The sequence below is a fragment of the Marinobacter albus genome, assembly GCF_030238305.1.
Lineage (GTDB): Bacteria > Pseudomonadota > Gammaproteobacteria > Pseudomonadales > Oleiphilaceae > Marinobacter > Marinobacter albus.
Genome location: NZ_JASSQD010000003.1, coordinates 185,616 through 205,324 on the forward strand (window position 1 = coordinate 185,616; position 19,709 = coordinate 205,324).

Annotated in this window: 18 protein-coding genes; 10 read left to right on the plus strand and 8 right to left on the minus strand. The window is 59.5% G+C overall.

The window, feature by feature from the left end; genetic code table 11:
* Window positions 1-69: 69 nt before the first annotated feature.
* Entirely contained in the window at window positions 70-570 is a 501-nt protein-coding gene (locus QQF73_RS15705; protein WP_219868288.1) for a nicotinamide-nucleotide amidohydrolase family protein, read from the minus strand.
* Between the two features lie 81 nt (window positions 571-651).
* Here QQF73_RS15705 and mutS point away from each other — a divergent pair, with 81 nt between their 5' ends.
* Both mutS and fdxA read left to right on the plus strand, forming a co-directional pair.
* Window positions 652-3,285 (plus strand): DNA mismatch repair protein MutS, encoded by a 2,634-nt coding sequence (mutS, locus tag QQF73_RS15710; RefSeq protein WP_285368775.1) that lies wholly within the window; start codon window positions 652-654, stop codon window positions 3,283-3,285.
* Between the two features lie 159 nt (window positions 3,286-3,444).
* Window positions 3,445-3,768, plus strand: coding sequence for a ferredoxin FdxA (gene fdxA, locus QQF73_RS15715; protein WP_219868290.1), 324 nt, complete (start codon window positions 3,445-3,447; stop codon window positions 3,766-3,768).
* Window positions 3,769-3,851: 83 nt separating this feature from the next.
* Here the strand turns inward: fdxA and QQF73_RS15720 are convergent, their stop codons facing one another.
* The 5 genes from QQF73_RS15720 to QQF73_RS15740 form a co-directional block, all read right to left on the minus strand.
* The gene (locus QQF73_RS15720; protein ID WP_219868291.1) at window positions 3,852-4,484 is read right to left on the minus strand and encodes a LysE family translocator; all 633 of its coding nucleotides are present in this window, start codon (window positions 4,482-4,484) and stop codon (window positions 3,852-3,854) included.
* A 36-nt stretch (window positions 4,485-4,520) separates the two neighbouring features.
* Entirely contained in the window at window positions 4,521-5,555 is a 1,035-nt protein-coding gene (locus tag QQF73_RS15725; protein WP_285368777.1) for a hypothetical protein, read from the minus strand.
* 147 nt (window positions 5,556-5,702) lie between these two features.
* Complete coding sequence (locus QQF73_RS15730; protein ID WP_285368778.1) at window positions 5,703-6,653, minus strand: DegV family protein; 951 nt, start codon at window positions 6,651-6,653, stop codon at window positions 5,703-5,705.
* 110 nt (window positions 6,654-6,763) lie between these two features.
* Window positions 6,764-7,597 carry a metal-dependent hydrolase gene (locus QQF73_RS15735; protein ID WP_285368779.1) on the minus strand — a complete coding sequence of 278 codons (834 nt, stop codon included), beginning with the start codon at window positions 7,595-7,597 and terminating at the stop codon, window positions 6,764-6,766.
* A gap of 260 nt (window positions 7,598-7,857) precedes the next feature.
* Window positions 7,858-9,486 carry an acyl-CoA synthetase gene (locus QQF73_RS15740; RefSeq protein WP_219868295.1) on the minus strand — a complete coding sequence of 543 codons (1,629 nt, stop codon included), beginning with the start codon at window positions 9,484-9,486 and terminating at the stop codon, window positions 7,858-7,860.
* A 152-nt stretch (window positions 9,487-9,638) separates the two neighbouring features.
* On the opposite strand from QQF73_RS15740, the gene QQF73_RS15745 reads away from it, so the two are divergent.
* Window positions 9,639-11,144 carry a PAS domain-containing sensor histidine kinase gene (locus QQF73_RS15745; RefSeq protein ID WP_219868296.1) on the plus strand — a complete coding sequence of 502 codons (1,506 nt, stop codon included), beginning with the start codon at window positions 9,639-9,641 and terminating at the stop codon, window positions 11,142-11,144.
* Complete coding sequence (locus QQF73_RS15750; RefSeq protein ID WP_219868297.1) at window positions 11,137-11,790, plus strand: response regulator transcription factor; 654 nt, start codon at window positions 11,137-11,139, stop codon at window positions 11,788-11,790. Before QQF73_RS15745 ends, QQF73_RS15750 begins: the two co-directional genes overlap by 8 nt.
* Here the strand turns inward: QQF73_RS15750 and QQF73_RS15755 are convergent.
* Window positions 11,787-13,202 (minus strand): aminotransferase-like domain-containing protein, encoded by a 1,416-nt coding sequence (locus QQF73_RS15755; RefSeq protein WP_219868298.1) that lies wholly within the window; start codon window positions 13,200-13,202, stop codon window positions 11,787-11,789. The two genes, QQF73_RS15750 and QQF73_RS15755, sit on opposite strands and share 4 nt — an antisense overlap.
* Before the next feature lie 232 nt (window positions 13,203-13,434).
* Between QQF73_RS15755 and QQF73_RS15760 the strand changes: the two genes are divergently transcribed.
* The 6 genes from QQF73_RS15760 (at window position 13,435) to QQF73_RS15785 (ending at window position 18,590) form a co-directional block, all read left to right on the plus strand.
* Window positions 13,435-14,238, plus strand: a complete 804-nt coding sequence (locus tag QQF73_RS15760; RefSeq protein ID WP_285368781.1) for a PhzF family phenazine biosynthesis protein — start codon at window positions 13,435-13,437, stop codon at window positions 14,236-14,238.
* 99 nt (window positions 14,239-14,337) lie between these two features.
* Window positions 14,338-15,393 carry an NAD(P)-dependent alcohol dehydrogenase gene (locus tag QQF73_RS15765; RefSeq protein WP_285368782.1) on the plus strand — a complete coding sequence of 352 codons (1,056 nt, stop codon included), beginning with the start codon at window positions 14,338-14,340 and terminating at the stop codon, window positions 15,391-15,393.
* 46 nt (window positions 15,394-15,439) lie between these two features.
* The gene (locus QQF73_RS15770) at window positions 15,440-16,621 is read left to right on the plus strand and encodes a BaiN/RdsA family NAD(P)/FAD-dependent oxidoreductase (protein WP_219868301.1); all 1,182 of its coding nucleotides are present in this window, start codon (window positions 15,440-15,442) and stop codon (window positions 16,619-16,621) included.
* 121 nt (window positions 16,622-16,742) lie between these two features.
* Window positions 16,743-17,117: a hypothetical protein gene (locus QQF73_RS15775; RefSeq protein WP_219868302.1), complete on the plus strand. Its 375-nt coding sequence runs from the start codon at window positions 16,743-16,745 to the stop codon at window positions 17,115-17,117.
* 48 nt (window positions 17,118-17,165) lie between these two features.
* Window positions 17,166-17,900 (plus strand): HupE/UreJ family protein, encoded by a 735-nt coding sequence (locus tag QQF73_RS15780; RefSeq protein ID WP_285368783.1) that lies wholly within the window; start codon window positions 17,166-17,168, stop codon window positions 17,898-17,900.
* Window positions 17,901-17,915: 15 nt separating this feature from the next.
* Window positions 17,916-18,590 (plus strand): hypothetical protein, encoded by a 675-nt coding sequence (locus tag QQF73_RS15785; protein WP_219868304.1) that lies wholly within the window; start codon window positions 17,916-17,918, stop codon window positions 18,588-18,590.
* Window positions 18,591-18,717: 127 nt separating this feature from the next.
* Here the strand turns inward: QQF73_RS15785 and QQF73_RS15790 are convergent, their stop codons facing one another.
* On the minus strand, window positions 18,718-19,674 hold the full coding sequence (locus QQF73_RS15790; protein WP_285368785.1) for a hypothetical protein: 957 nt from the start codon (window positions 19,672-19,674) through the stop codon (window positions 18,718-18,720).
* Window positions 19,675-19,709: the final 35 nt, after the last annotated feature.

A 19,709-nucleotide genomic window follows, 5' to 3' on the forward strand; every position in this document is an offset into this window, starting at 1 on the left:
CGATGAGGAGACCAACCCCCTCTTTCACGAAACTGACCCGAGGCTTCCGCCAGTCCCATCTGACGCCATTCAGGATGCGCCCAGGAAATCACTGACCCCCTGCAACGCAAAGAGCACCGCCTGGCGCCGAACCTGGTCCCGGTCACCTGGAAAATGGGCCACCACGGCTTCCGTGGATGCCTGGCCTCGGCCCCAGGCAAACCACACCGTGCCCACAGGCTTATCTTCGCTGCCACCGCCCGGACCCGCGACACCACTGATGGCCACAGCCACATCCGCACCGGTCACCGCCAGCGCACCGGCAACCATTTCCCGAACCACCGGTTCACTTACGGCACCGTGGTCAGCCAGTGATTGGCCGCTTACGCCCAGCAACCCTTCCTTGGCACTGTTGCTGTACGTTACCAGGCCTCCCAACACATACGCGGAGGAACCCGCCCTGTCCGTCAACACCTTGGCTACCCAGCCTCCGGTGCAGCTCTCGGCCGTGACAACCATACGTCCCTGCCGCTCCAGCAGTTTGCCAAGGCGGGCCCCCGCCTCAGACAATTCCTGATCACTGGCGGTCATAATGATCTCCTTCGTTTCATCCGGGGCGTTATTTTCTTACAATTCACGCCTTCATCCAAAGCAAGGCAATCCGGACCGTCCATGTCAGCAGCCCAGACCGATCTCTCCAAGCACACCCCCATGATGCAGCAGTACCTGAAGATCAAGGGGCAGCATCCCAACGAGCTGGTGTTCTACCGCATGGGGGACTTCTACGAGCTGTTTTATGAAGACGCCAAGAAAGCCGCCGAGCTGATGGACATCACATTGACCGCTCGCGGGCAATCCGGCGGCAACCCGATCCCCATGGCCGGCATCCCGTTCCATTCATCTGAGGGATACATTGCCCGGCTGGTGCGGGCGGGTCAATCCATCGCCATCTGCGAGCAGATTGGCGATCCGGCCACCAGTAAAGGTCCGGTCGATCGCCAGGTGGTTCGAATTGTCACGCCGGGCACACTCAGTGACGATGCCTATCTGGAGGACCGTCGCGACAATCTGCTGGTAGCCATTTACAGCCATCGCGAACAATTCGGCTTTGCCTCGCTGGATATTTCCAGCGGCCGCTTCGCGGTCTCTGAGCTGGACGACCTGGAAGCCCTGCAGGGCGAACTCCAGCGTGTGCGTCCGGCGGAAATCCTGATCAGCGAGGACTTCCCTTACGAAGAGGTGCTGGAGGGTTACACCGGCGTTCGCCGCCAGGGCCCCTGGCTGTTCGAATCCGATACGGCACGCCGGGTCATCACACACCAGCTGCAGGTGCGGGACCTGACCGGGTTCGGCTGCGAGGACCTGACCCTGGCCATCTGCGCTGCAGGCTGCCTGCTGCAGTACGCCAAGGAAACCCAGCGCACCGCCCTGCCCCACATCCGGAAACTGACCCGGGAACGGCGGGATGAAGCGGTCATCCTGGATGCCGCCAGCCGCCGCAACCTCGAGATCGACACCAACCTGATGGGCGGCCACCTGCATACGCTGGCCTGGGTAATGGATCGCACTGCCACCTCCATGGGCGGCCGGGAGCTGCGGCGCTGGCTCAATCGCCCACTGCGCGACGTGACTGTGGTCTCCCAGCGCCAACAGGCGGTATCGGCGTTGCTGGACGGCTTTCATTATGAGCCGGTGCACGACCTGCTGAAGGCGGTCGGAGACATTGAACGGGTGCTCGCCCGGGTCGCCCTGCGCTCGGCCCGCCCCCGGGACCTGGCCCGGTTGCGGGATGCCTTCCAGGCGTTGCCCAGCCTTCAGGAAACCCTGAAACCGGTCAATTCCCATCACATTGTGAAGCTGGCGACCATCATCGGCGAATACCCGGAGCTGGCTGACCTGCTTGAACGGTCCATCATCGACAATCCGCCCGTGGTTATCCGTGACGGCGGCGTTATCCGTGAGGGCTTTGACGAGGAACTGGACGACCTACGCAACATCAGCGAGAACGCGGGCCAGTACCTGCTGGACGTGGAAACCCGGGAACGGGACCGTACCGGTATCAGCACCCTCAAGGTGGGCTACAACCGGGTGCACGGCTACTACATCGAAATCAGCCGGGCCCAGTCCGACCAGGCTCCGGTGGATTACATTCGGCGCCAGACCCTGAAAAACGCGGAACGGTTTATCACCCCGGAACTGAAAGAGTTCGAGGACAAGGCCCTGAGCGCCAAGAGCCGCGCGCTGGCCCGTGAAAAGGCCCTTTACGATGAGGTCCTGGAAGCGGTCGCCGAGCAGCTGGCGCCACTTCAGGATGCTGCCCAGGCTCTGGCCGAGCTGGACGTCCTGAGCAACTTTGCCGAACGGGCCACCACCCTGCGCCTTGCGGCACCGGAATTCAGTGAATCACCGGGTTTTGATATCGAAGAGGGCCGCCATCCGGTGGTGGAGCAGCTGCTGGATGAACCCTTTGTGCCCAACGACCTGCTGATGGATACCCAGCGTCGTATGCTGGTGATCACCGGCCCGAACATGGGCGGTAAGTCCACCTACATGCGTCAGGCCGCGCTGATTGCCCTGCTGGCCTACACCGGCAGTTTCGTACCGGCCAACCGCGCGGTTCTGGGGCCCGTCGACCGGATTTTCACCCGCATGGGCTCCTCCGATGACATTGCCGGCGGTCGCTCCACGTTTATGGTGGAAATGACTGAAACCGCCAATATCCTCCACAATGCCACGGAGTTCAGCCTGGTGCTGATGGATGAGGTGGGCCGCGGCACCAGCACCTTCGATGGGCTTTCCCTGGCCTGGGCCACGGCCGAACACCTGGCAAAAAACATTCGCTGCTACACCCTGTTCGCCACGCACTACTTTGAACTGACCCAGCTCGCCGATGACCTCGCCCACGCCGTCAACGTGCACCTGACTGCCACCGAGCACGACGACAGCATCGTCTTCCTTCACAACGTCCACGATGGCCCGGCGAGCCAGAGCTATGGCCTGCAGGTGGCCAAGCTCGCTGGTGTACCTCAGGACGTGATACGCAACGCCAAGGGCCAGTTGGCCCACCTCGAAGGCAGCGCAACCCCCGCTGCAGTCCCTACGAACCAGGCCCCGGCGCCAAGCGCTCAGGAGGCCCGCCCGCAGCCTTCAGTGCGCGTCAGCGAGCCGGTCATGCAAGGTGATATGTTCGCAAGTCTGGAGCCCAGTGTGGTCGAACGAACACTCAAGGCGCTTGAGTTGGATGACCTGACCCCGAGAGAGGCCCTGAACCGGCTTTACGAACTGAAGGAATTGCTGGAGAAATGACCGGAATTTTCCGGCTTTTTGATCCAGGTAATAACGATATAGCGGGTCAACTCTTGCGGGTCTGCGGGGCGCTCCCTACAATATCGCGCAATAAAACATAACCATGGAGCCTGACTGCAAGCTCCCGATGAGATTGACCACTGGACCAGGGATCTGACTATGGCGTTTATCGTTACTGATAACTGCATCAAGTGCAAATACACAGACTGCGTGGAAGTCTGCCCGGTAGACTGTTTCTACGAAGGCCCGAACTTTCTGGTAATTGATCCGGACGAGTGCATTGACTGCGCCCTGTGTGAGCCCGAGTGCCCGGCAGAAGCGATCTTCTCCGAGGATGAGCTGCCCGCCGATCAGGTCCAGTTTGTAGAGATCAACGCCGATCTCGCGGGCAAGTGGCCAAACATTACCGAGAAGAAGGACCCGCTGCCGGACGCCGAGGAATGGGACGGCAAACCGGACAAGATCCAGTACCTCGAGAAGTAAGGCGACGCCTGAATGCAAAAAGGGAAGCTCCCAGGGCTTCCCTTTTTGTTTGCCTGTTCAGGCGTCCTTCCAATCCGATCGGTTCAGCTACTGGCCAGCTTCGCCCCCATGGCGACAAAGAACCCGCCGGTGGCAGCATTCAACGCACGTTTCACCCGCGCACTCGCCCCCAGCCCCTTGAACCGGACCACCGCAAAGGCCAGCCCACACTGCCAGACCATGGCGAGCAGGAAATGGACACTCGCCAGGACCAGCGACTGCTGGAAAGCGTTACCGGCTGGGTCCACGAATTGTGGCAAAAGGGCCATATAGAACAGGGCTGTCTTGGGGTTGAGGACATTGGAGAGCAGCCCCTCCCGGAACGAGACCGACGTGCCCACCCGCCGCCTGACCACCTCGCGCGGCTCCGTCTTGGGCCTGCTGTTCCTTGACCAGGCCTGGCGGAGTGAGGCAATGCCCAGCCATACCAGATAACAGGCTCCCGCCCATTTCAGTGCGGAGAAGGCCCACGCGGTTTCAACCAGCAAAATGGAAATCCCCAGCGCCGAGAGCGTCGCGTGGATAAACAGCCCGCTACAGATACCGACACTGGTCACACAGCCATCTCTCAAGCCACCACGACCGGTATTACGCATCACCAGCAGGGTGTCGACACCCGGTGTAATGGTCAGCAGAGTAATAGCTACCAGGTACGCCCAGAACAATTCTGTAAACATGGCAGGCCTCCGGTGAATGGCCGGTGGCTGCGCTGGTCAGGCCTCCGGCTCAAGAATCTTGCGTGCCGCCGCAGAACTGTAAAAGCTGCTCAACCTGCGGCGCACCAGGGCCTCAACATAGCCCTGTTCCCGCAACACGTCCATAACCGGAAGTGCGTAGGCATCGATTTCGGCCATGATCATTTCCCGGGTGACTCCAACATCTTTAAGCAGGTCGCTGATCGGACGGTCGCCATACTTGGCAAACAGGTGTTCCACCACCGCGCGGGCACATCCCTCGAAGTAGGCGGTTTTTCGGAACTCAAGCCAGAACTCGTAGCCCAGCACCACGAATTCCTGAAGTTCGACATCCCCCATTCCTTCGCGCAGTTCGGCAATGGTGCGATTCTCTACCGACACCCAGCCGGCCATAACACTGTCCCGCAGTTCGTCATCGGACAGCGCCTTGTTGAGGAACTCCTCGCTGCGGGCAATCAGCCCCGGCAAGCTATCGGATAACCAGGTTTTTATCCGCCGCTCAAACGTTTCATCCAGTCCCGGCACGGCCCGATTCGCCATTTTCTTGCCGAACTTCATCATGGAACCCACCCCCGGCACCGACTTGGTAATGAGGTTGTCCTCGTAGAGGTAATTCACGAGGCCGGCGTAGACCACGTTGGACACCAGCTCCTGATAGACCGGATGTGCCATGATCTCGCTGATGACCCGCTCCCGCTGCTGGCGCAATTCCAGGGCCTCTTCCACGAAACCGGTTGCCTGGTCCCGGCTGATGATTTCGCCCAGCGTGGTCTGTTCCTGCACCGGCGCGTTCATCACCTCCGTGGCCATTTCCGCCGCCAGTTCAGGGATACCGGCATCCAGCTCCATATTCACGACGATCCGCTGGATCACCCCCATCACCTGCTCCACAGAACTCAGTCGACCAAGGGTAACCACATCAGCCTGCCCCAGGAGTTCCGTCACCTCGCGCTCAAGGAACTTGCGCAACCTGGCCCCTTTAAGCGACGCCATTTCGTGCTTTACGTGCTGTTCCAGCAGCCTGCTGGCGAGATCCGCATTGCTGTTGCTCATGGGTTCAACGGTCCTGTATGCAAAAGGTTTGGAAGAAGGCTGACGAGGCTAACACGGCAGCGCCAGGGAAGAGTTTGCCAAAACTACCGGGTTACGACTGCGGCGGGGCAAATGCCGGCCGCCACGTCGGTTTGTAGCGGCGGCGACTTACTCGAAATCGTTGAAGGTGTGCGGATCAGCAGCCAGGGCGAGACACAAGCTGCCCGGCCCCACATAGATGCTGCTGGTGATCCCCATCTGGGACAGCAACAGCTCGACGCCATTGCGTTCGCAGGCGTCCCGAAGACGGTTCAGCCCCGGCAGGTCCTCGATTTCGGTCCAGGCCAGGCCACAGGACAGACTGACATAGGGCGTGGCCAGGCCCGCCTCCACCCGGGCGGCAGCGTAGTTCATCACTTTTTCCACGGCCACATCAAAACTTCGGGTCTTGGCCACAGGCTGGCCTTCTGCTCCCTTACCGAAGATCACCGGCGTGATATTGAGGGCCTTGCCCAGGAAGGCCACCAGCGCCGAGACGCTCTTGTCGCCGCGTCTACGGGCCCGTTCCCGGATGTAGTGAAGGTCTCGCGGGATAACACAGGTGTAGATCTTGTCCGAGAAGGTCTCAACCTCATGCCGAAGGGCGTTCTTGGAGAGTTTCTGCTCGATCAGTTTCAGGGTATGGGCGGCAAGGAGGCCCTGGCCGGCAAAAATCTGCTTGCTGTCGATGACCCGCATCGAGAACTTGCCCTCACGCCCTGCTGCCTCGCGGGCCTTGTCGTAATTGGCGAGCACACCGTTCATGGCCTCGGTGGCATTTTCGAAGATCAGGCTTCGACTGCGGGTGACGGTTTCACAGAACGCCACATCGAATTGGGTGATGATCTTCTCCATGAACAGGTCGTAGATCTGCTTCGGCGAAAAGGCCTGGGTCTCGGCCTGATGCCCTTTCTGCAGCAACCCGCTCTGGTAGAACTCCTGGGTCCTGACCGGGTCATGCTCGTCGATGTAGGTCTGGCCATCTATGACAGCCGTAACAGGAAGAATAAACAGGTCGTGCTTGCGACTGAATTCGTAGGGTAAATCGCACGCGGAATCGACGATCAAACCAACTCGCATGATGGGGCCTCCAGCGCCGGGCTGATCCTCGATGGGAACGCCCTTTATTGTCATTATTTTTAAAGGAGACCAGTTTTACACAACCCGGTCAGAATTTCAGCACCACACCGTCAATGGGCGGATGGTGCTGCCTCCAGTTCCTTCAGGTTTTTCTCGAGAAGTCGCCGGTTGTCATGTTGCCAGGGATGGAACCCCTTGCGGAAGTATGCAAGAAAGTCGGGCAGGCACTTGCGGATAACTCCGGGTTTTCCCCACAGGAAATTCAGGCCGCCCAGCCACGTTTTCACACTCCAGAGCTTGCCGTCAGTCTTAAGCAGGCTACAGGTGTTCAGGAACGTGTACTTGAAGAAATTCCAGGTAACAAAGAGGAACACGATGCGCCGCAGACGCTCATCGCCGACACACTCGCGATAGACATCAAAGGCCACTGATTTGTGCTCGGTCTCCTCGATCGCGTGCCAGCGCCAGAGACACGCCATGGCCGGGGTCGCGCCCTCCATCCATTCCGGATGGCGGAGTATGGCGTTCGCCAGAACCGCCGTGTAATGCTCAGCGCCACAGGTTCCCGCCAGTTGCCGACTGGGCGGCAGATTGGCCACCCACTTCATGTGCCGGGCGAATCGTTCGTCAATGGCATCGATGTCATAACCCCGGGCTTTCAAGGCTTCGTTGTAGCTTTTATGTTCACGGCTGTGCAGCGCTTCCTGACCAATAAACCCGCGTATTTCAGCCTGGAGCTTGGGGTCTTCAATGCGATCCCGGTATAGCCGAACGGCGTTGATAAACTGCTGCTCACCATCCGGAAACTGAAGGGACAGGGCGTTGAAGAATGCGGTCCTGAAGGCATTGTTGCCGTGCCAGAAGGATTTCAGGTCGTCACTGACATCGAACCGGATATGCCGGGGCTGAACCGACACCCCTTCGGGAGTGGAACTGATGGTCATGGCTGCCTCCTGTTGTTATCACGTTTTGTCGTGTTGTTATCGATTACAAACAGCGGTTAAACATTCACCAGTGGAATCAGTTTAAACCTGAAAACAAGAACGAAGGAAGGCTTTGGAACGAACATTTCGACAAATTGTCACGAAATGACATTCTGTCATCATTCAGAATGTGGAGAAAAAAGGGAGGCATTCCGCCTCCCAAGGACACACGGGGGGGTGGCCCGCCTCCGGTCCGAAATCGGAGGCTGCGGCCCATGGGATCAGTCCAGCTCTTTGGCCTGATCCCTCAGCACGAACTTCTGGATCTTGCCCGTGGAGGTCTTGGGCAGTTCCGAGAACACGACAGTCTTGGGAACCTTGAAGCGAGCCAGGTGCTCACGGCAGAAGCTGATGATGTCGTCCGCACTGACTTCACCCGCTTCGGGCTTGAGGGTCACAAAGGCGCAGGGCGTTTCCCCCCACTTTTCGTCCGGTCGAGCTACCACGGCAGCCTCAAGCACGGCAGGATGACGGTATAGCGTGTCTTCCACTTCGATGGTGGAAATGTTCTCACCACCCGAGATGATAATGTCTTTCAGGCGGTCCTTGATTTCCATGTAGCCGTCCTCGTGCCAGACGGCCAGATCACCGGTATGGAACCATCCGCCCCGGAAGGCCTCCTCGGTGGCCTTCGGATTTTTCAGGTAACCCTTCATCACGGTGTTACCGCGCAGGAAGATCTCACCGATGGTCTTGCCGTCTTTGGGCACCGGTTCCATGGTATTCGGGTCGCCCACCATGGTTCCTGCCAGGGTGTGGTAACGGACGCCCTGGCGGGCCTTCTTCCTGGCCCGATCATGCAACGGCAGCTTGTCCCACTCGGTTTTCCACGCACAGACGGTCACCGGGCCATAGACTTCGGTGAGGCCGTATACGTGGGTAACCTCAATGCCCATCTCCTCAATGGCTCCGATTACCTGGGCAGGTGGCGCCGCACCGGCCGTCATGGACTTCACGTCGTGATCAATACCGGCCTTGGCCGATTCCGGCACGTTCAGCAGGGCGTTCAGCACGATCGGGGCACCACACATGTGGGTGACCTGGTGATCACGAATGAGTTGCAGAATTTTCTCCGGATCTACCCGACGCAGGCACACGTGGGTTCCGGCCATGGCCGTAATGGTCCAGGGGAAACACCAGCCATTGCAGTGGAACATCGGCAACGTCCAGAGGTAGACCGGGTGCATGTCCATCGACCAGACCGCCTGGTTACCCAGGGCGTTGAGGTAGGCACCGCGATGATGGTAGACCACGCCTTTCGGGTTACCGGTCGTGCCGGAGGTGTAATTCAGGGAAATCGCGTCCCACTCATCCGCCGGAAAGCTCCACTGGAACGCGGGATCACCTTCATGCAGAAAGGCCTCATAATCCAGTTCGCTGACCCGAACCCCCTCGCCGTACTCGGGATCGTCCACATCAATAACCAGTGGCTTGTGCTTGAGGCGGCTGACGGCGTCATTGATGACATCGCCAAACTCGCGATCGGCGATCACCACCTTCGCTTCGCCGTGCTCCAGCATGAAGGCAATGGCTTCGGCGTCCAGCCGCACGTTCAGGGTGTTCAAAACCGCGCCGACCATGGGGACACCGAAATGGCTCTCCACCATGGCCGGAATGTTCGGCAGCATCACCGCCACGGTATCACCCCGGCCAATACCGCGCCCTTTCAGGGCCGAGGCGAGTCGCACGCAGCGCTCGTATGTCTGGGCCCAGGTGTACCGGATGGCACCGTGAATGACGGACGGGAATTCCGGGTAAACGCCGGCAGTACGTTCAATAAAATCAACCGGCGATTGAACGGCGTAATTGGCATCGACGGGCGCAAGGCCCTGATCAAAAATCGAGGTCATTGTGGGGTCCTCTGTGAGCACTGTTGTTCTTATGGTGTATTCAGGAGAATCGCTAAAGCCGCTATACTTCGAGCTGGCCGAAATGGTATTTGATAGAACAAATACTAGAAATTACACTAACGTATTATAGTGCAAATACCATATTAACCACGATGACAAATTCTCCCCCCGTAACCGTATTTAGTTTGCCGGACGCAGACCCGCAACCCGGACTGGTACTGAATACCGATTGCGAGTTGCTTCTGCTCAATCGTGCAGCCAGGGAATTGATTGTGCGCAACGGCCTCACCGACGCACTGGACCTGTTACCGGTCAATACCTGTGCACTGGTGATGTCAGCGCTGAACCAGAACCGGGCCATCGAGGGCGTGGAAGCGAGGGTCGGCGAGACCATTCTGCTCTGGGCCTTTATCCCTGATCCGCAAACCGGACAGCTACTGGTTCGGGGCCGGGATGCGACGGAAGACGTGCGCATGCGTGAAGAGGCCACCCGCTCCAACAGGCTGTATCGGCTGATTACCGAAAATACCACCGACCTGATTTCCCGCCATGCACCGGACGGACGCTTCATTGATGCCACACCGGCCTCCTGGCGGCTGCTCGGATACTGGCCCGAGGAACTCCGTGGAAAATCCCTGGCAGGCATCTTCAAGGGAAATTCGGTAACCCGGAAGCTGACCGAGACCCGCAACCGCCTTCGTGACTATGGCTACGCCACAATGACCGTGGACATTATCCACCGTGACGGCACCCGGCGCTGGTTCGAAATCGCCAGCCGGGCTATCCGGGAAACCTATACCGGCGCCGTCATCGAGGTTGTCAGCGTCTCCCGGGACATCACCGGCCGGGTTGAGTCGGAGGAGAGCAATCGGCGTCTTGCCGACGAACTGGCCCATGCCGCGCGTCTGGCGACCCTGGGGGAACTTGCCTCCGGCATTGCCCACGAGATGAACCAGCCTCTGGCCACCATCGTGAATTTTGCCAGCGCCAGTCAGCGCTACCTGAAAAATGCCCGGACCAATCCGGAATGCCTGAACCGCGTGGACGATGGCCTGCAGAAGATCGTCCATCACGCCAACCGGGCGTCAGAAGTGATCAAACGATTACGGGCGTTCCTGCGCAAGGGTCACAAACGTACCGCGCCGGTATCCCTGAACGACGTCGTCGCCAATGTTGCCCGCCTGTGCCAGTGGGAAGCGGACAAGAACGGTGTCCGGATTACCCAGCGTCTCGCCCGTTGTGCCCCGGTGATAACTGCTGATCCGGTGCTTCTGGAACAGGTGCTGATCAACCTGATCCGCAACGGTATCGAGGCGAACGTTGAAGCCCGGGACCGGCACGCCGGCGACACGCCCTCCTCGGTCGTGATCAGCACCTGCGTCAACACCGCCGGGGAAACCCTGATTGAGGTAAGTGATCAGGGCACGGGCCTGGATGACCGGGGCATTCGGCAGATGTTCCAGCCGTTTTACACCAGCAAACCCCAGGGGCTGGGACTGGGGCTCTCCATGAGCCGCTCCATTATCGAGGGTTTTGGCGGCTTTCTGGATGCCACTCCGGCCAGATCCGGCGGTCTGACGCTGATCTGCCGGTTTCCGCCAACAACCTGCACCCAATCCAACGCTGCACCCCGCACGGAGACTCAACCCGATGACTGATACCTCAGCCACCGAATCCACCACCGTTTATGTGGTTGATGACGACGCCGGCATGCTGGAATCCACCCAGTGGCTGCTGGAGTCGGTCGGCCTTCACGTGGCAGCCTACAGCGACGGCCGCAAGTTCCTGGATGCGGTTAGCGGCTCGGATGCAGGCTGCGTGGTGCTGGATGTCCGCATGCCCGGCCTGGGCGGACTGAACGTGCAGGAGGAATTGCAGAAACGAGGGTTGGAGCTGCCCATCATTTTCGTGTCCGGCCACGCCGACGTGCCCATTGTGGTCCGGGCCTTCAAGTCGGGTGCGTTCGATTTCATTGAGAAGCCGTTCAACGAACAGCTATTGCTGGACAGCGTGCAACAGGCGCTGCAGGAGCACCGCCAGACCAGTCACCGGCAGCAGGGTGACGAGTCCACCGAAAGCCTTCTGGCGACCCTCACCCGGCGGGAGCGGGACGTATTCCTGCCGCTGGCCCAGGGCTATACCAGTCGTGAAATCGCCGACCAGCTGGACGTGGGCGTGAAAACCATAGACCTCTACCGCGCCCGGGTGATGAAACGACTGGAGGCCGAGCGTCTGCCGGATGTTACCGGCATCGCCATCGCCGCCGGCCTGATTGACCCGCTGGACTTGCGGGCCGGGGACTAACCGGCCACTTTCCGCTCCGCGTGGGCCAACGCGCCCAAACGGACCACGGCCTGTTCAATACGCTCGGTCCAGGGATTGGCGCTGTTCAGGCGAAGGCAGTTGTCGTATTTGTTCGTGGTTGAAAACATCAGTCCCGGTGACACATTGATATTCTCCGCCCTTGCCTTCTGGTAGATCTCGGTCCCCGAAATGCCGTCCGGTAGCTGGACCCACAGGACAAAGCCGCCTTGGGGCCGGCTGACGGCGGTGCCTTCCGGGAACGATCGGGTAATCGCCGCCCGCATTCGCTCTGACGACTCCCGATAATGCTGCCGGGCTGAACGCAGGTATCGATCGTAACTGCCCTGCTCCAGGAAATGGGCTACCGCCAACTGCGGAATGGAGGACGTGGCCAGGTTAACGAAATACTTGTGCTGTCGGGCCATGGCCATGTAACGACCGGGTACCATCCAGCCCAGCCGAAGCCCCGGCGAAATGGTTTTTGAGAAGGAACTGCAGTAGATCACGTTGTCCGTGCGATCAAAGGCCTTGGCGGGCCGGGGCCGTTCCCCGGAGTGGTATAGATCGCCGTAGATGTCGTCCTCGATCAGCGGCACCGAGGCGGCAGCCAGCATGGAAACCAGCTGTTTCTTGCGCTCGTCCGGCATTCTCGCGCCCATCGGGTTGCTGTGGTTGGTGACGACCACGCAGGCCTTGAGCGGCCATTGGTCAAGCGCCAGTTGCAGTCCCTCCAGGCTCATCCCGTCCGACGGATGGGTCGGGATCTCAATCACCCGCAGTCCCACCACTTCCAGGGCCTGCAGGATTCCGGGAAACGACGGCGTCTCAACGGCAACAATGTCGCCCGGTTGGGTCACAGCCCGCAACGCCAGGATGATCGCTTCCTGGGCACCGTTGGTGGCCAGTACGTCGTCCGGCGTGATGGGTACACCCAGGGCTGCCATGCGCTGGGCAATCTGGCGCCGGAAGGATTCCTTGCCCGGGAACGCATAGTCCAGGGTCTCCAGACCCCGGCGCGCCGCCCACAAGGTACTTTGCTGGATCTGACGCAGGGGTAGGAAATCCGGGTGCGGAATTGCGGTGGCCAATGGCACCATGCGCTTCTGTTCGTCCACGCACAGGTCAAGAGTCATCTCGCGGGCGGTCACCGGTACCGGTTTGGCACGATGCTTCTGCATAACCGGCTCCGGCGCATCCAGCGCCGGCAGTCGCACGAAATAGCCGCTGCGCTCACGGGCATCGAGGTACCCCCGGCCTTCCAGGGTCTGATGGGCCTGCAAGACCGTGGAAATGCTCACCCCGAACTGCCGGCTCAGCACTCGCACGCCGGGCAATCGATCTCCGTCCCGATAGACGCCATCCTGAATCAGCGCCTGTAACTGGTCCGCCACCTGATTGTATAGAACGCCCATGTCAGCCACCTCCCTTTCAAGCTCCAGACTCCCATTGCACCAGATTCAGGACCAAACGGATCGGTACAGTTCGAGGGGAATTCGCCCGGTACAGTTGAAGCCATGATACTCCTGTACCGGTTCAAAACCAGATCATCTGCATCTGTAACGACTGCCGACCGTGCCACACAATAACCCCGTGAACTGACGCCCTTCCGGCGTTATCGTGTTCTCAGCCACAGGGAGAAGAGAAATGACCTATTCCATCTATCAGGTAGACGCCTTTACCGATCGCATTTTCGGCGGAAACCCAGCAGCAGTCATGCCGCTGGAGCATTGGCTCCCGGATGCCACGTTGCTGGCACTGGCCAACGAGAACAATCTGTCGGAAACCGCCTTTCTGGTCCCCTTGCCGGACAACGAGGACGCCGATTTTCATATCCGCTGGTTTACCCCGGGTGTCGAGGTACCGCTCTGTGGCCATGCAACCCTGGCCAGTGCCTGGGTGCTGTTCAACAAACTGGGCTGGACCGGGGAGACTGTTCGCTTTCAGTCCAAGAGCGGCATCCTGGGTGTTCGCCAGGATGATGGGGGCTGGCTGGTTCTGGATTTTCCGAACCTCGCATTTGAGCAGCAGGATACCCCGCAACTGGTGAGAGAAGCCCTCCCCGAAGCGCCGGAAACTGCCTTCTTCGTACCCAACGACACTAACTACATGGTGGTCCTCGACAGCGAAGCTGCGGTGCGGGCGGCGCAACCGGATTTACGCAAGCTCAAGACGCTGGGTAACCAGGGTCTGATCGTGACGGCCAGGGGCGACACGTGCGACTTCGTTAGCCGGTACTTTGCCCCGGGCGCCGGCATTGACGAGGACCCGGTGACCGGCTCCATCCACAGCGTGCTGGTGCCCTACTGGGCCGAGGTTCTGGGCAAGACCCGGTTGAACGCACACCAGGTGTCGAGACGAGGTGGTGTCCTGCGCTGCGAGTTGAAAGGTGAGCGCGTAGCCATTGCCGGGCAGGCGGCCTTTTTCATGGAGGGTTCCATTCAGCTGTAGCCGGGTGCGGCAATTACACGATGGCAATGTCAAACGGTGAGAGATTTGGCGCCAACCGGAGTATAAAGCCCAATACATCCGGTAAAAGGAGCCTGAACCATGACAGCGACCAAAGCATTCGCGGCACAATCTCCCACCTCCGGCATGGCCCCGCACGACATCACGAGGCGGTCGTTGCGCAAGGACGATGTTGCCATTGAGATCGACTACTGTGGCGTCTGCCATACCGACATACATTTCGCCGAGAACGACTGGGGCGTCACCCAGTACCCGGTTGTTCCCGGCCATGAAATCGTCGGACGCGTCACGGCCGTCGGCCCCGGCGTCAAGAACTATCGGGAAGGTGACATCGTCGGCGTAGGCTGCATGGTCGATTCCTGCCGTACCTGCTCTGCCTGTGAAGCCGGCCTGGAACAATACTGCAGCGAAGGCATGACCGGCACGTATAACGGCGAGGACCGTTACGACCACTCCATCACTTTCGGCGGTTACTCCGAACGGGTTGTGGTCAGTGAACGGTTCGTGGTCCGGGTCCCGGACAAACTGGACATCCAGAAGGCAGCGCCGCTGTTGTGCGCCGGCATCACCACCTACTCGCCCTTGCGCCACTATGGCGTCAAAGCGGGACACAAGGTCGGCGTGATCGGCATGGGCGGTCTTGGTCACATGGGCGTGAAGTTTGCCAAGGCGCTGGGCGCCGAAGTCACCATCTTCACCCGCTCTGAAAGCAAGGTCGCCGAGGCCAAGAAACAGGGTGCCGACCATGTGGTGATATCCACCGACGAGGACCAGATGGCGGAAGTCGCGGAGACTTTCGACTTCATGCTCGACACCGTCCCGGTACAACACGACCTGAACCCTTACCTGAACTGCCTGACCTACGATGGCACCCACATCATTGTCGGGTTGCTGGAACCCATCGAGCCGGCACTGGAGGCAGGTGCCCTGGTGTTCAAGCGTCGGGTTCTGGCCGGTTCACTCATCGGCGGCATGCCGGAGACCCAGGAAGTCCTGGATTTCTGCGCCGAGCACGACATCAGTTGCGATGTCGAGATGCTGGACATTCACAACATCAACGACGCCTACGAACGGATGAAAAAGGGCGACGTGAAATACCGGTTCGTGATTGATATGGCAACACTGAAAAACAGCTAGTGGCATCGCGTATAATGCCCGCACACTTCTCTTTGTGCGGGTACTCATGAGTTCGGACTACGACGTAATCATCATTGGCGCGGGGGCCGCTGGTCTGATGTGCGCGGCCACGGCAGGATACCGTGGCCGCAAGGTGCTGGTGATTGACCACGCCAACAAGCCGGGCAAGAAAATTCTGATGTCCGGTGGCGGCCGCTGCAACTTCACCAACCTGAACAGCACGCCCGCCAACTTTCTGTCCGATAATCCTCATTACTGCATTTCGGCGCTCAAACGCTATACCCCCCAGGACTTCCTGGAACTGGTGGAGCGCCACGGCGTAGAGCACGAGGAGAAAGCAGCGGGGCAACTGTTCTGCAAAGACAGCGCCAAAGACATCCTGAACGTCCTGCTTACCGAGTGCGAATGGGCCGGCGCTGAAATCCGGTTAAAAACCTCCGTATCCGGCGTACAGGGCATCGATACCGGTTACAAGCTGGCCACCAGCGCCGGCTCGCTGACCTGCGAGTCCCTGGTCATTGCCAGTGGCGGGCTATCCATTCCCACCATGGGCGCCACCGGCTTCGGCTATGACATCGCCAGACAGTTCGGGCTCACCCTCCTGCCCACACGGGCCGGCCTGGTGCCGTTTACCCTGCACCCGGAACTGAAGGAACAGCTCGCGCCCCTGTCCGGCGTCAGTTGCCCGGTCGACGTCTCGTGCCGTGACCAGCATTTCCGCGAACCCATGCTCGTCACCCACCGCGGTCTGAGTGGCCCCTCAATGCTGCAGATCTCCAGTTACTGGCACCCGGGTGACGAACTGACGGTAGACCTGTTGCCCGCCAACCGGATTCACGAAGACCTCCTTTCCCTGAGGAAAAACAAGCCTCAGTCCACCGTCGGCCACTACCTCGGACAGCATTTGCCCAAACGGTTTGCCCAGGCTTACAACGACATGCACGGCTGGACAGGCCCCCTGCAGGGCTATAAGAACAGCGACCTGGAACAGGTAGCGGAAGCGCTCGGCCAGTGGCACATCAAGCCCGCCGGAACTGAGGGCTACCGAACGGCGGAGGTGACCCTCGGTGGCGTGGATACTCGACAGCTGTCCTCAAAGACCATGGCCGTACTCGAACGCCCCAATCTCTATTTTATCGGTGAAGTGGTGGACGTGACCGGGCACCTTGGCGGCCATAACTTCCAGTGGGCGTGGGCCTCGGGTGTAGCGGCGGGCAACGTTGCCTGAAGGTGTTCGGATGCCTTTGGTGGGTGCGACCCTCTATGATTTTTAATCCCTAACGCCCACGAGGGAATGTTATCCTCAGCGCCTTTAGAGTTCCAACAACCAGACCTGCACACTGAGACCTATGATTACGGCCCTCCACCGTAAAAAGCTGCTTCCGACTCTCGTCATGCTGTTCGCGCTGGCAGGCTTGTCACTCTCGGTAATCGGTGAGGCTTTCTCACACGGTGTGGCTCAGATGGCAGGAAGTCCGGAAGCGGGCCAGGCCGATCATTCACACAGTGATGATCGTCACAGCCACGATGCCGGTCAAGAACCAGATACCTCGCGGCATCACGATGCCGGCAACCATACCCACGACACCGTGGACCAGCTGACGATTCCTCTTATCTCCCAGGGTATGGCCGCGCTCAGGCAACCGGTTCCTTTTGCCGGTGACTCCCCCCGCAGTTTTCGCTACCGGCTTGAACGGCCTCCTAAAGCACTCCCTTCTGCTTGAATCTCGCTGCCCTTGCAGCCTTATGAAACGAAAAATGTTGGAGTCTTTATGCTACCAAGCTTGCTTGACGGTTCCCGGCGTGCACCCGCTGCGCCCCGAGCCAGCCGTCTCTTCTGGATATTCCTGACACTCGGATTGCTTGGCTTAAGCACCGATGTTCTGGCTCATGCTGTTGCCCAGGGCGACAAGGGCTACATTCAGGAAATTTCCGGAGTGAACCTCATCGCGTTCATCTACCTCGGTGCCAAACACATGGTTACCGGCTATGACCACCTGCTGTTCTTGCTGGGTGTGATTTTTTTCCTTTACCGCATGCAGCACATTGCTATCTATGTGAGCCTGTTTGCCCTGGGGCATTCCACCACGATGTTGCTGGGCGTGTACTTCAACGTCGGGATCAATAGCTACATCATTGACGCCATCATTGGCCTCTCCGTGGTCTATAAAGCCCTGGACAACCTCGGAGCCTATCAGCGCTGGTTTGGCTTTCAACCCAACACCAAAGCCGCCACTCTCGTCTTCGGGTTCTTCCACGGCTTTGGACTGTCCACAAAGATCATCGAGTACGACATCTCCCCGGATGGACTCATCCCCAACCTCCTCGCCTTCAACGTGGGCGTTGAGATCGGGCAGCTTATTGCTCTGGCGATGATCCTGATTGTGATGAGCTTCTGGCGAAAAACCGATGGTTTTTTCCGCCACGCCTACACCGCCAACGTAGCCATGATGAGTGCAGGGTTCCTGCTCATTGGCTACCAGCTCACCGGCTATTTTTTCGCTTAATTCTGGAGATGTCTGATGTACAACACCGATATGCCGAGCCGTGAAGAATTGCCCAGCACCGGCAAACTGATTCGCTCAACGATCATAGCTGCCATCGTGGCGCTGGTGCTTCTGGTTACTGTGGTTATGCCTGCGGAGTACGCCCTGGATCCGACCGGCGCCGGCCGACTTCTGGGACTGACTGAGATGGGTGAAATCAAAGAACAGCTTGCCGACGAAGCCGCGGCTGACGAGACCGCTCAGATGGTTGCCGTGAAGTCGTCGCCCGACCAGGAGGCACCCGAAGTTACCGAGCCCGTCGCCGAGACAGCGAGCACTCCTGAGCCTGAACCTGCACCCGTTGAGGAAGCACCTGCCGCAGAACCCGCCCAACCACAATGGCAGGATGAGGTACGCGTGGTTCTCACACCAGGTGAAGGCACCGAATTCAAGCTCACCATGGACCAAGGTGCTGTCGCACGTTTTTCCTGGGTTTCCGAGGGCGGCCCCATCAACTACGACACCCACGGCAATGGCGGTGGCCAGTCCATCTCGTACGAGAAGGGGCGAGGCGTGCCACAAGATGAAGGTGAGCTGGAAGCGGCTTTCACCGGAAAGCATGGCTGGTTCTTCCGAAACCGGAATGACAACGACATCACGCTCGTGCTTCGTACCGGGGGTGATTACGGTCAACTGCAAAAGGTTCTGTAACGGGATTTACGCACTGACCAAAATCCCCACGCACCGAATTCACCGGATGTTGAAACGGTGCGGCTTGAAGCCGCACCTTGTCTGAAAAGGATCCGCTGGCCTAACGGCTGCTCGGGGTAAGGAGAGCCTACGGCCGATACCGAAGTGCCCTGAGCATCCCCTGCCCGTCGATCAGCAGGGTTCGCTGGCGCTCCACCTCGCTCGCGAACTCCACGCTGACCTCGTCACCGTCGTCCAGATTTGTGCGCGCATCTGCCAGAGCCCGATCCAGGTTTGCCAGCGCTTGTGCCCGGTTATCCCCCAGCGAGAGGTTATCCAGCAAGATCAGCCAGAGGGTCGATTGGGCTGGATCGGCCTGTTCGATCCGCTCACGGTAGATGGGAAGCTCTGTCCCTGAAACCAGGGCGTAGTCGTAGAGCATTTCCGCCGCCGAAAACATGAGGTCCGGCTCACACGGGCCTTCCAGGTACCTTTCCATCGCCTGCACCAGATGTTGGTCCATCCGCTTTGCACCGCGGCGGCCGTAACTGTCGGCGATCATCTCGGGCATGGTGCACAGGAAGTAATTGCCCGCGTAATAGGCGCTGGTCTCGCCATCGACGGCGGTGAAAGGCCGTTCTGGCAGGTGGGAGCGTTCGAGAAACAGGGGGTACAGCCGGGCGGCCAACTCGTAGAGCTGTTCAGCTTCCGTCAGGTTGGCATCACCGGCAACCACCGTTTCCACGGTGTCTGACAGCCGGTTGAAAAAGTCGCCCCAAAGCCTGTACTCGGGCGCGGTGGCCGGGCCTGACTGGATCAGCGTCAGAAAATCCTGACCAACGGTGCGCAGTTTTTCGGACCAGCGGACGAAGCCGTCTTCGTCCGCTGGCAAGGCCTGGGAGTTCAGTTCAGACAGCGCCCGATCGATCCGATCCAAATGATTTGAGTAGGCCGAATCAACCGCTTGCTTGTCCGTCTCCGCCCGGCCCGAAGGGACCTGTGGTTGAGGTGGTGAAATGGATTGGCAGCCGGCCAATGCCAGGACCAGAATCAGCATGACAATGGCCGGGCATCGCCGGCTCAGACCATTGAGCAAGGTAGCCAATCCGCGCACTCCTGAACCCGTTCCGTCACAGATCC

Bases quoted from the DNA above. Each gene is read 5' to 3' on its own strand.
- QQF73_RS15760 (WP_285368781.1), top strand. From the start codon at position 13,435: ATGACCTATTCCATCTATCAGGTAGACGCCTTTACCGATCGCATTTTC.
- QQF73_RS15770 (WP_219868301.1), top strand. From the start codon at position 15,440: ATGAGTTCGGACTACGACGTAATCATCATTGGCGCGGGGGCCGCTGGT.
- QQF73_RS15720 (WP_219868291.1), bottom strand. From the start codon at position 4,484: ATGTTTACAGAATTGTTCTGGGCGTACCTGGTAGCTATTACTCTGCTG.
- QQF73_RS15765 (WP_285368782.1), top strand. From the start codon at position 14,338: ATGACAGCGACCAAAGCATTCGCGGCACAATCTCCCACCTCCGGCATG.
- QQF73_RS15785 (WP_219868304.1), top strand. From the start codon at position 17,916: ATGTACAACACCGATATGCCGAGCCGTGAAGAATTGCCCAGCACCGGC.
- fdxA (WP_219868290.1), top strand. From the start codon at position 3,445: ATGGCGTTTATCGTTACTGATAACTGCATCAAGTGCAAATACACAGAC.
- QQF73_RS15755 (WP_219868298.1), bottom strand. From the start codon at position 13,202: ATGGGCGTTCTATACAATCAGGTGGCGGACCAGTTACAGGCGCTGATT.
- mutS (WP_285368775.1), top strand. From the start codon at position 652: ATGTCAGCAGCCCAGACCGATCTCTCCAAGCACACCCCCATGATGCAG.
- QQF73_RS15745 (WP_219868296.1), top strand. From the start codon at position 9,639: ATGACAAATTCTCCCCCCGTAACCGTATTTAGTTTGCCGGACGCAGAC.
- QQF73_RS15780 (WP_285368783.1), top strand. From the start codon at position 17,166: ATGCTACCAAGCTTGCTTGACGGTTCCCGGCGTGCACCCGCTGCGCCC.
- QQF73_RS15740 (WP_219868295.1), bottom strand. From the start codon at position 9,486: ATGACCTCGATTTTTGATCAGGGCCTTGCGCCCGTCGATGCCAATTAC.
- QQF73_RS15735 (WP_285368779.1), bottom strand. From the start codon at position 7,597: ATGACCATCAGTTCCACTCCCGAAGGGGTGTCGGTTCAGCCCCGGCAT.
- QQF73_RS15730 (WP_285368778.1), bottom strand. From the start codon at position 6,653: ATGCGAGTTGGTTTGATCGTCGATTCCGCGTGCGATTTACCCTACGAA.
- QQF73_RS15750 (WP_219868297.1), top strand. From the start codon at position 11,137: ATGACTGATACCTCAGCCACCGAATCCACCACCGTTTATGTGGTTGAT.
- QQF73_RS15725 (WP_285368777.1), bottom strand. From the start codon at position 5,555: ATGAGCAACAGCAATGCGGATCTCGCCAGCAGGCTGCTGGAACAGCAC.
- QQF73_RS15705 (WP_219868288.1), bottom strand. From the start codon at position 570: ATGACCGCCAGTGATCAGGAATTGTCTGAGGCGGGGGCCCGCCTTGGC.
- QQF73_RS15775 (WP_219868302.1), top strand. From the start codon at position 16,743: ATGATTACGGCCCTCCACCGTAAAAAGCTGCTTCCGACTCTCGTCATG.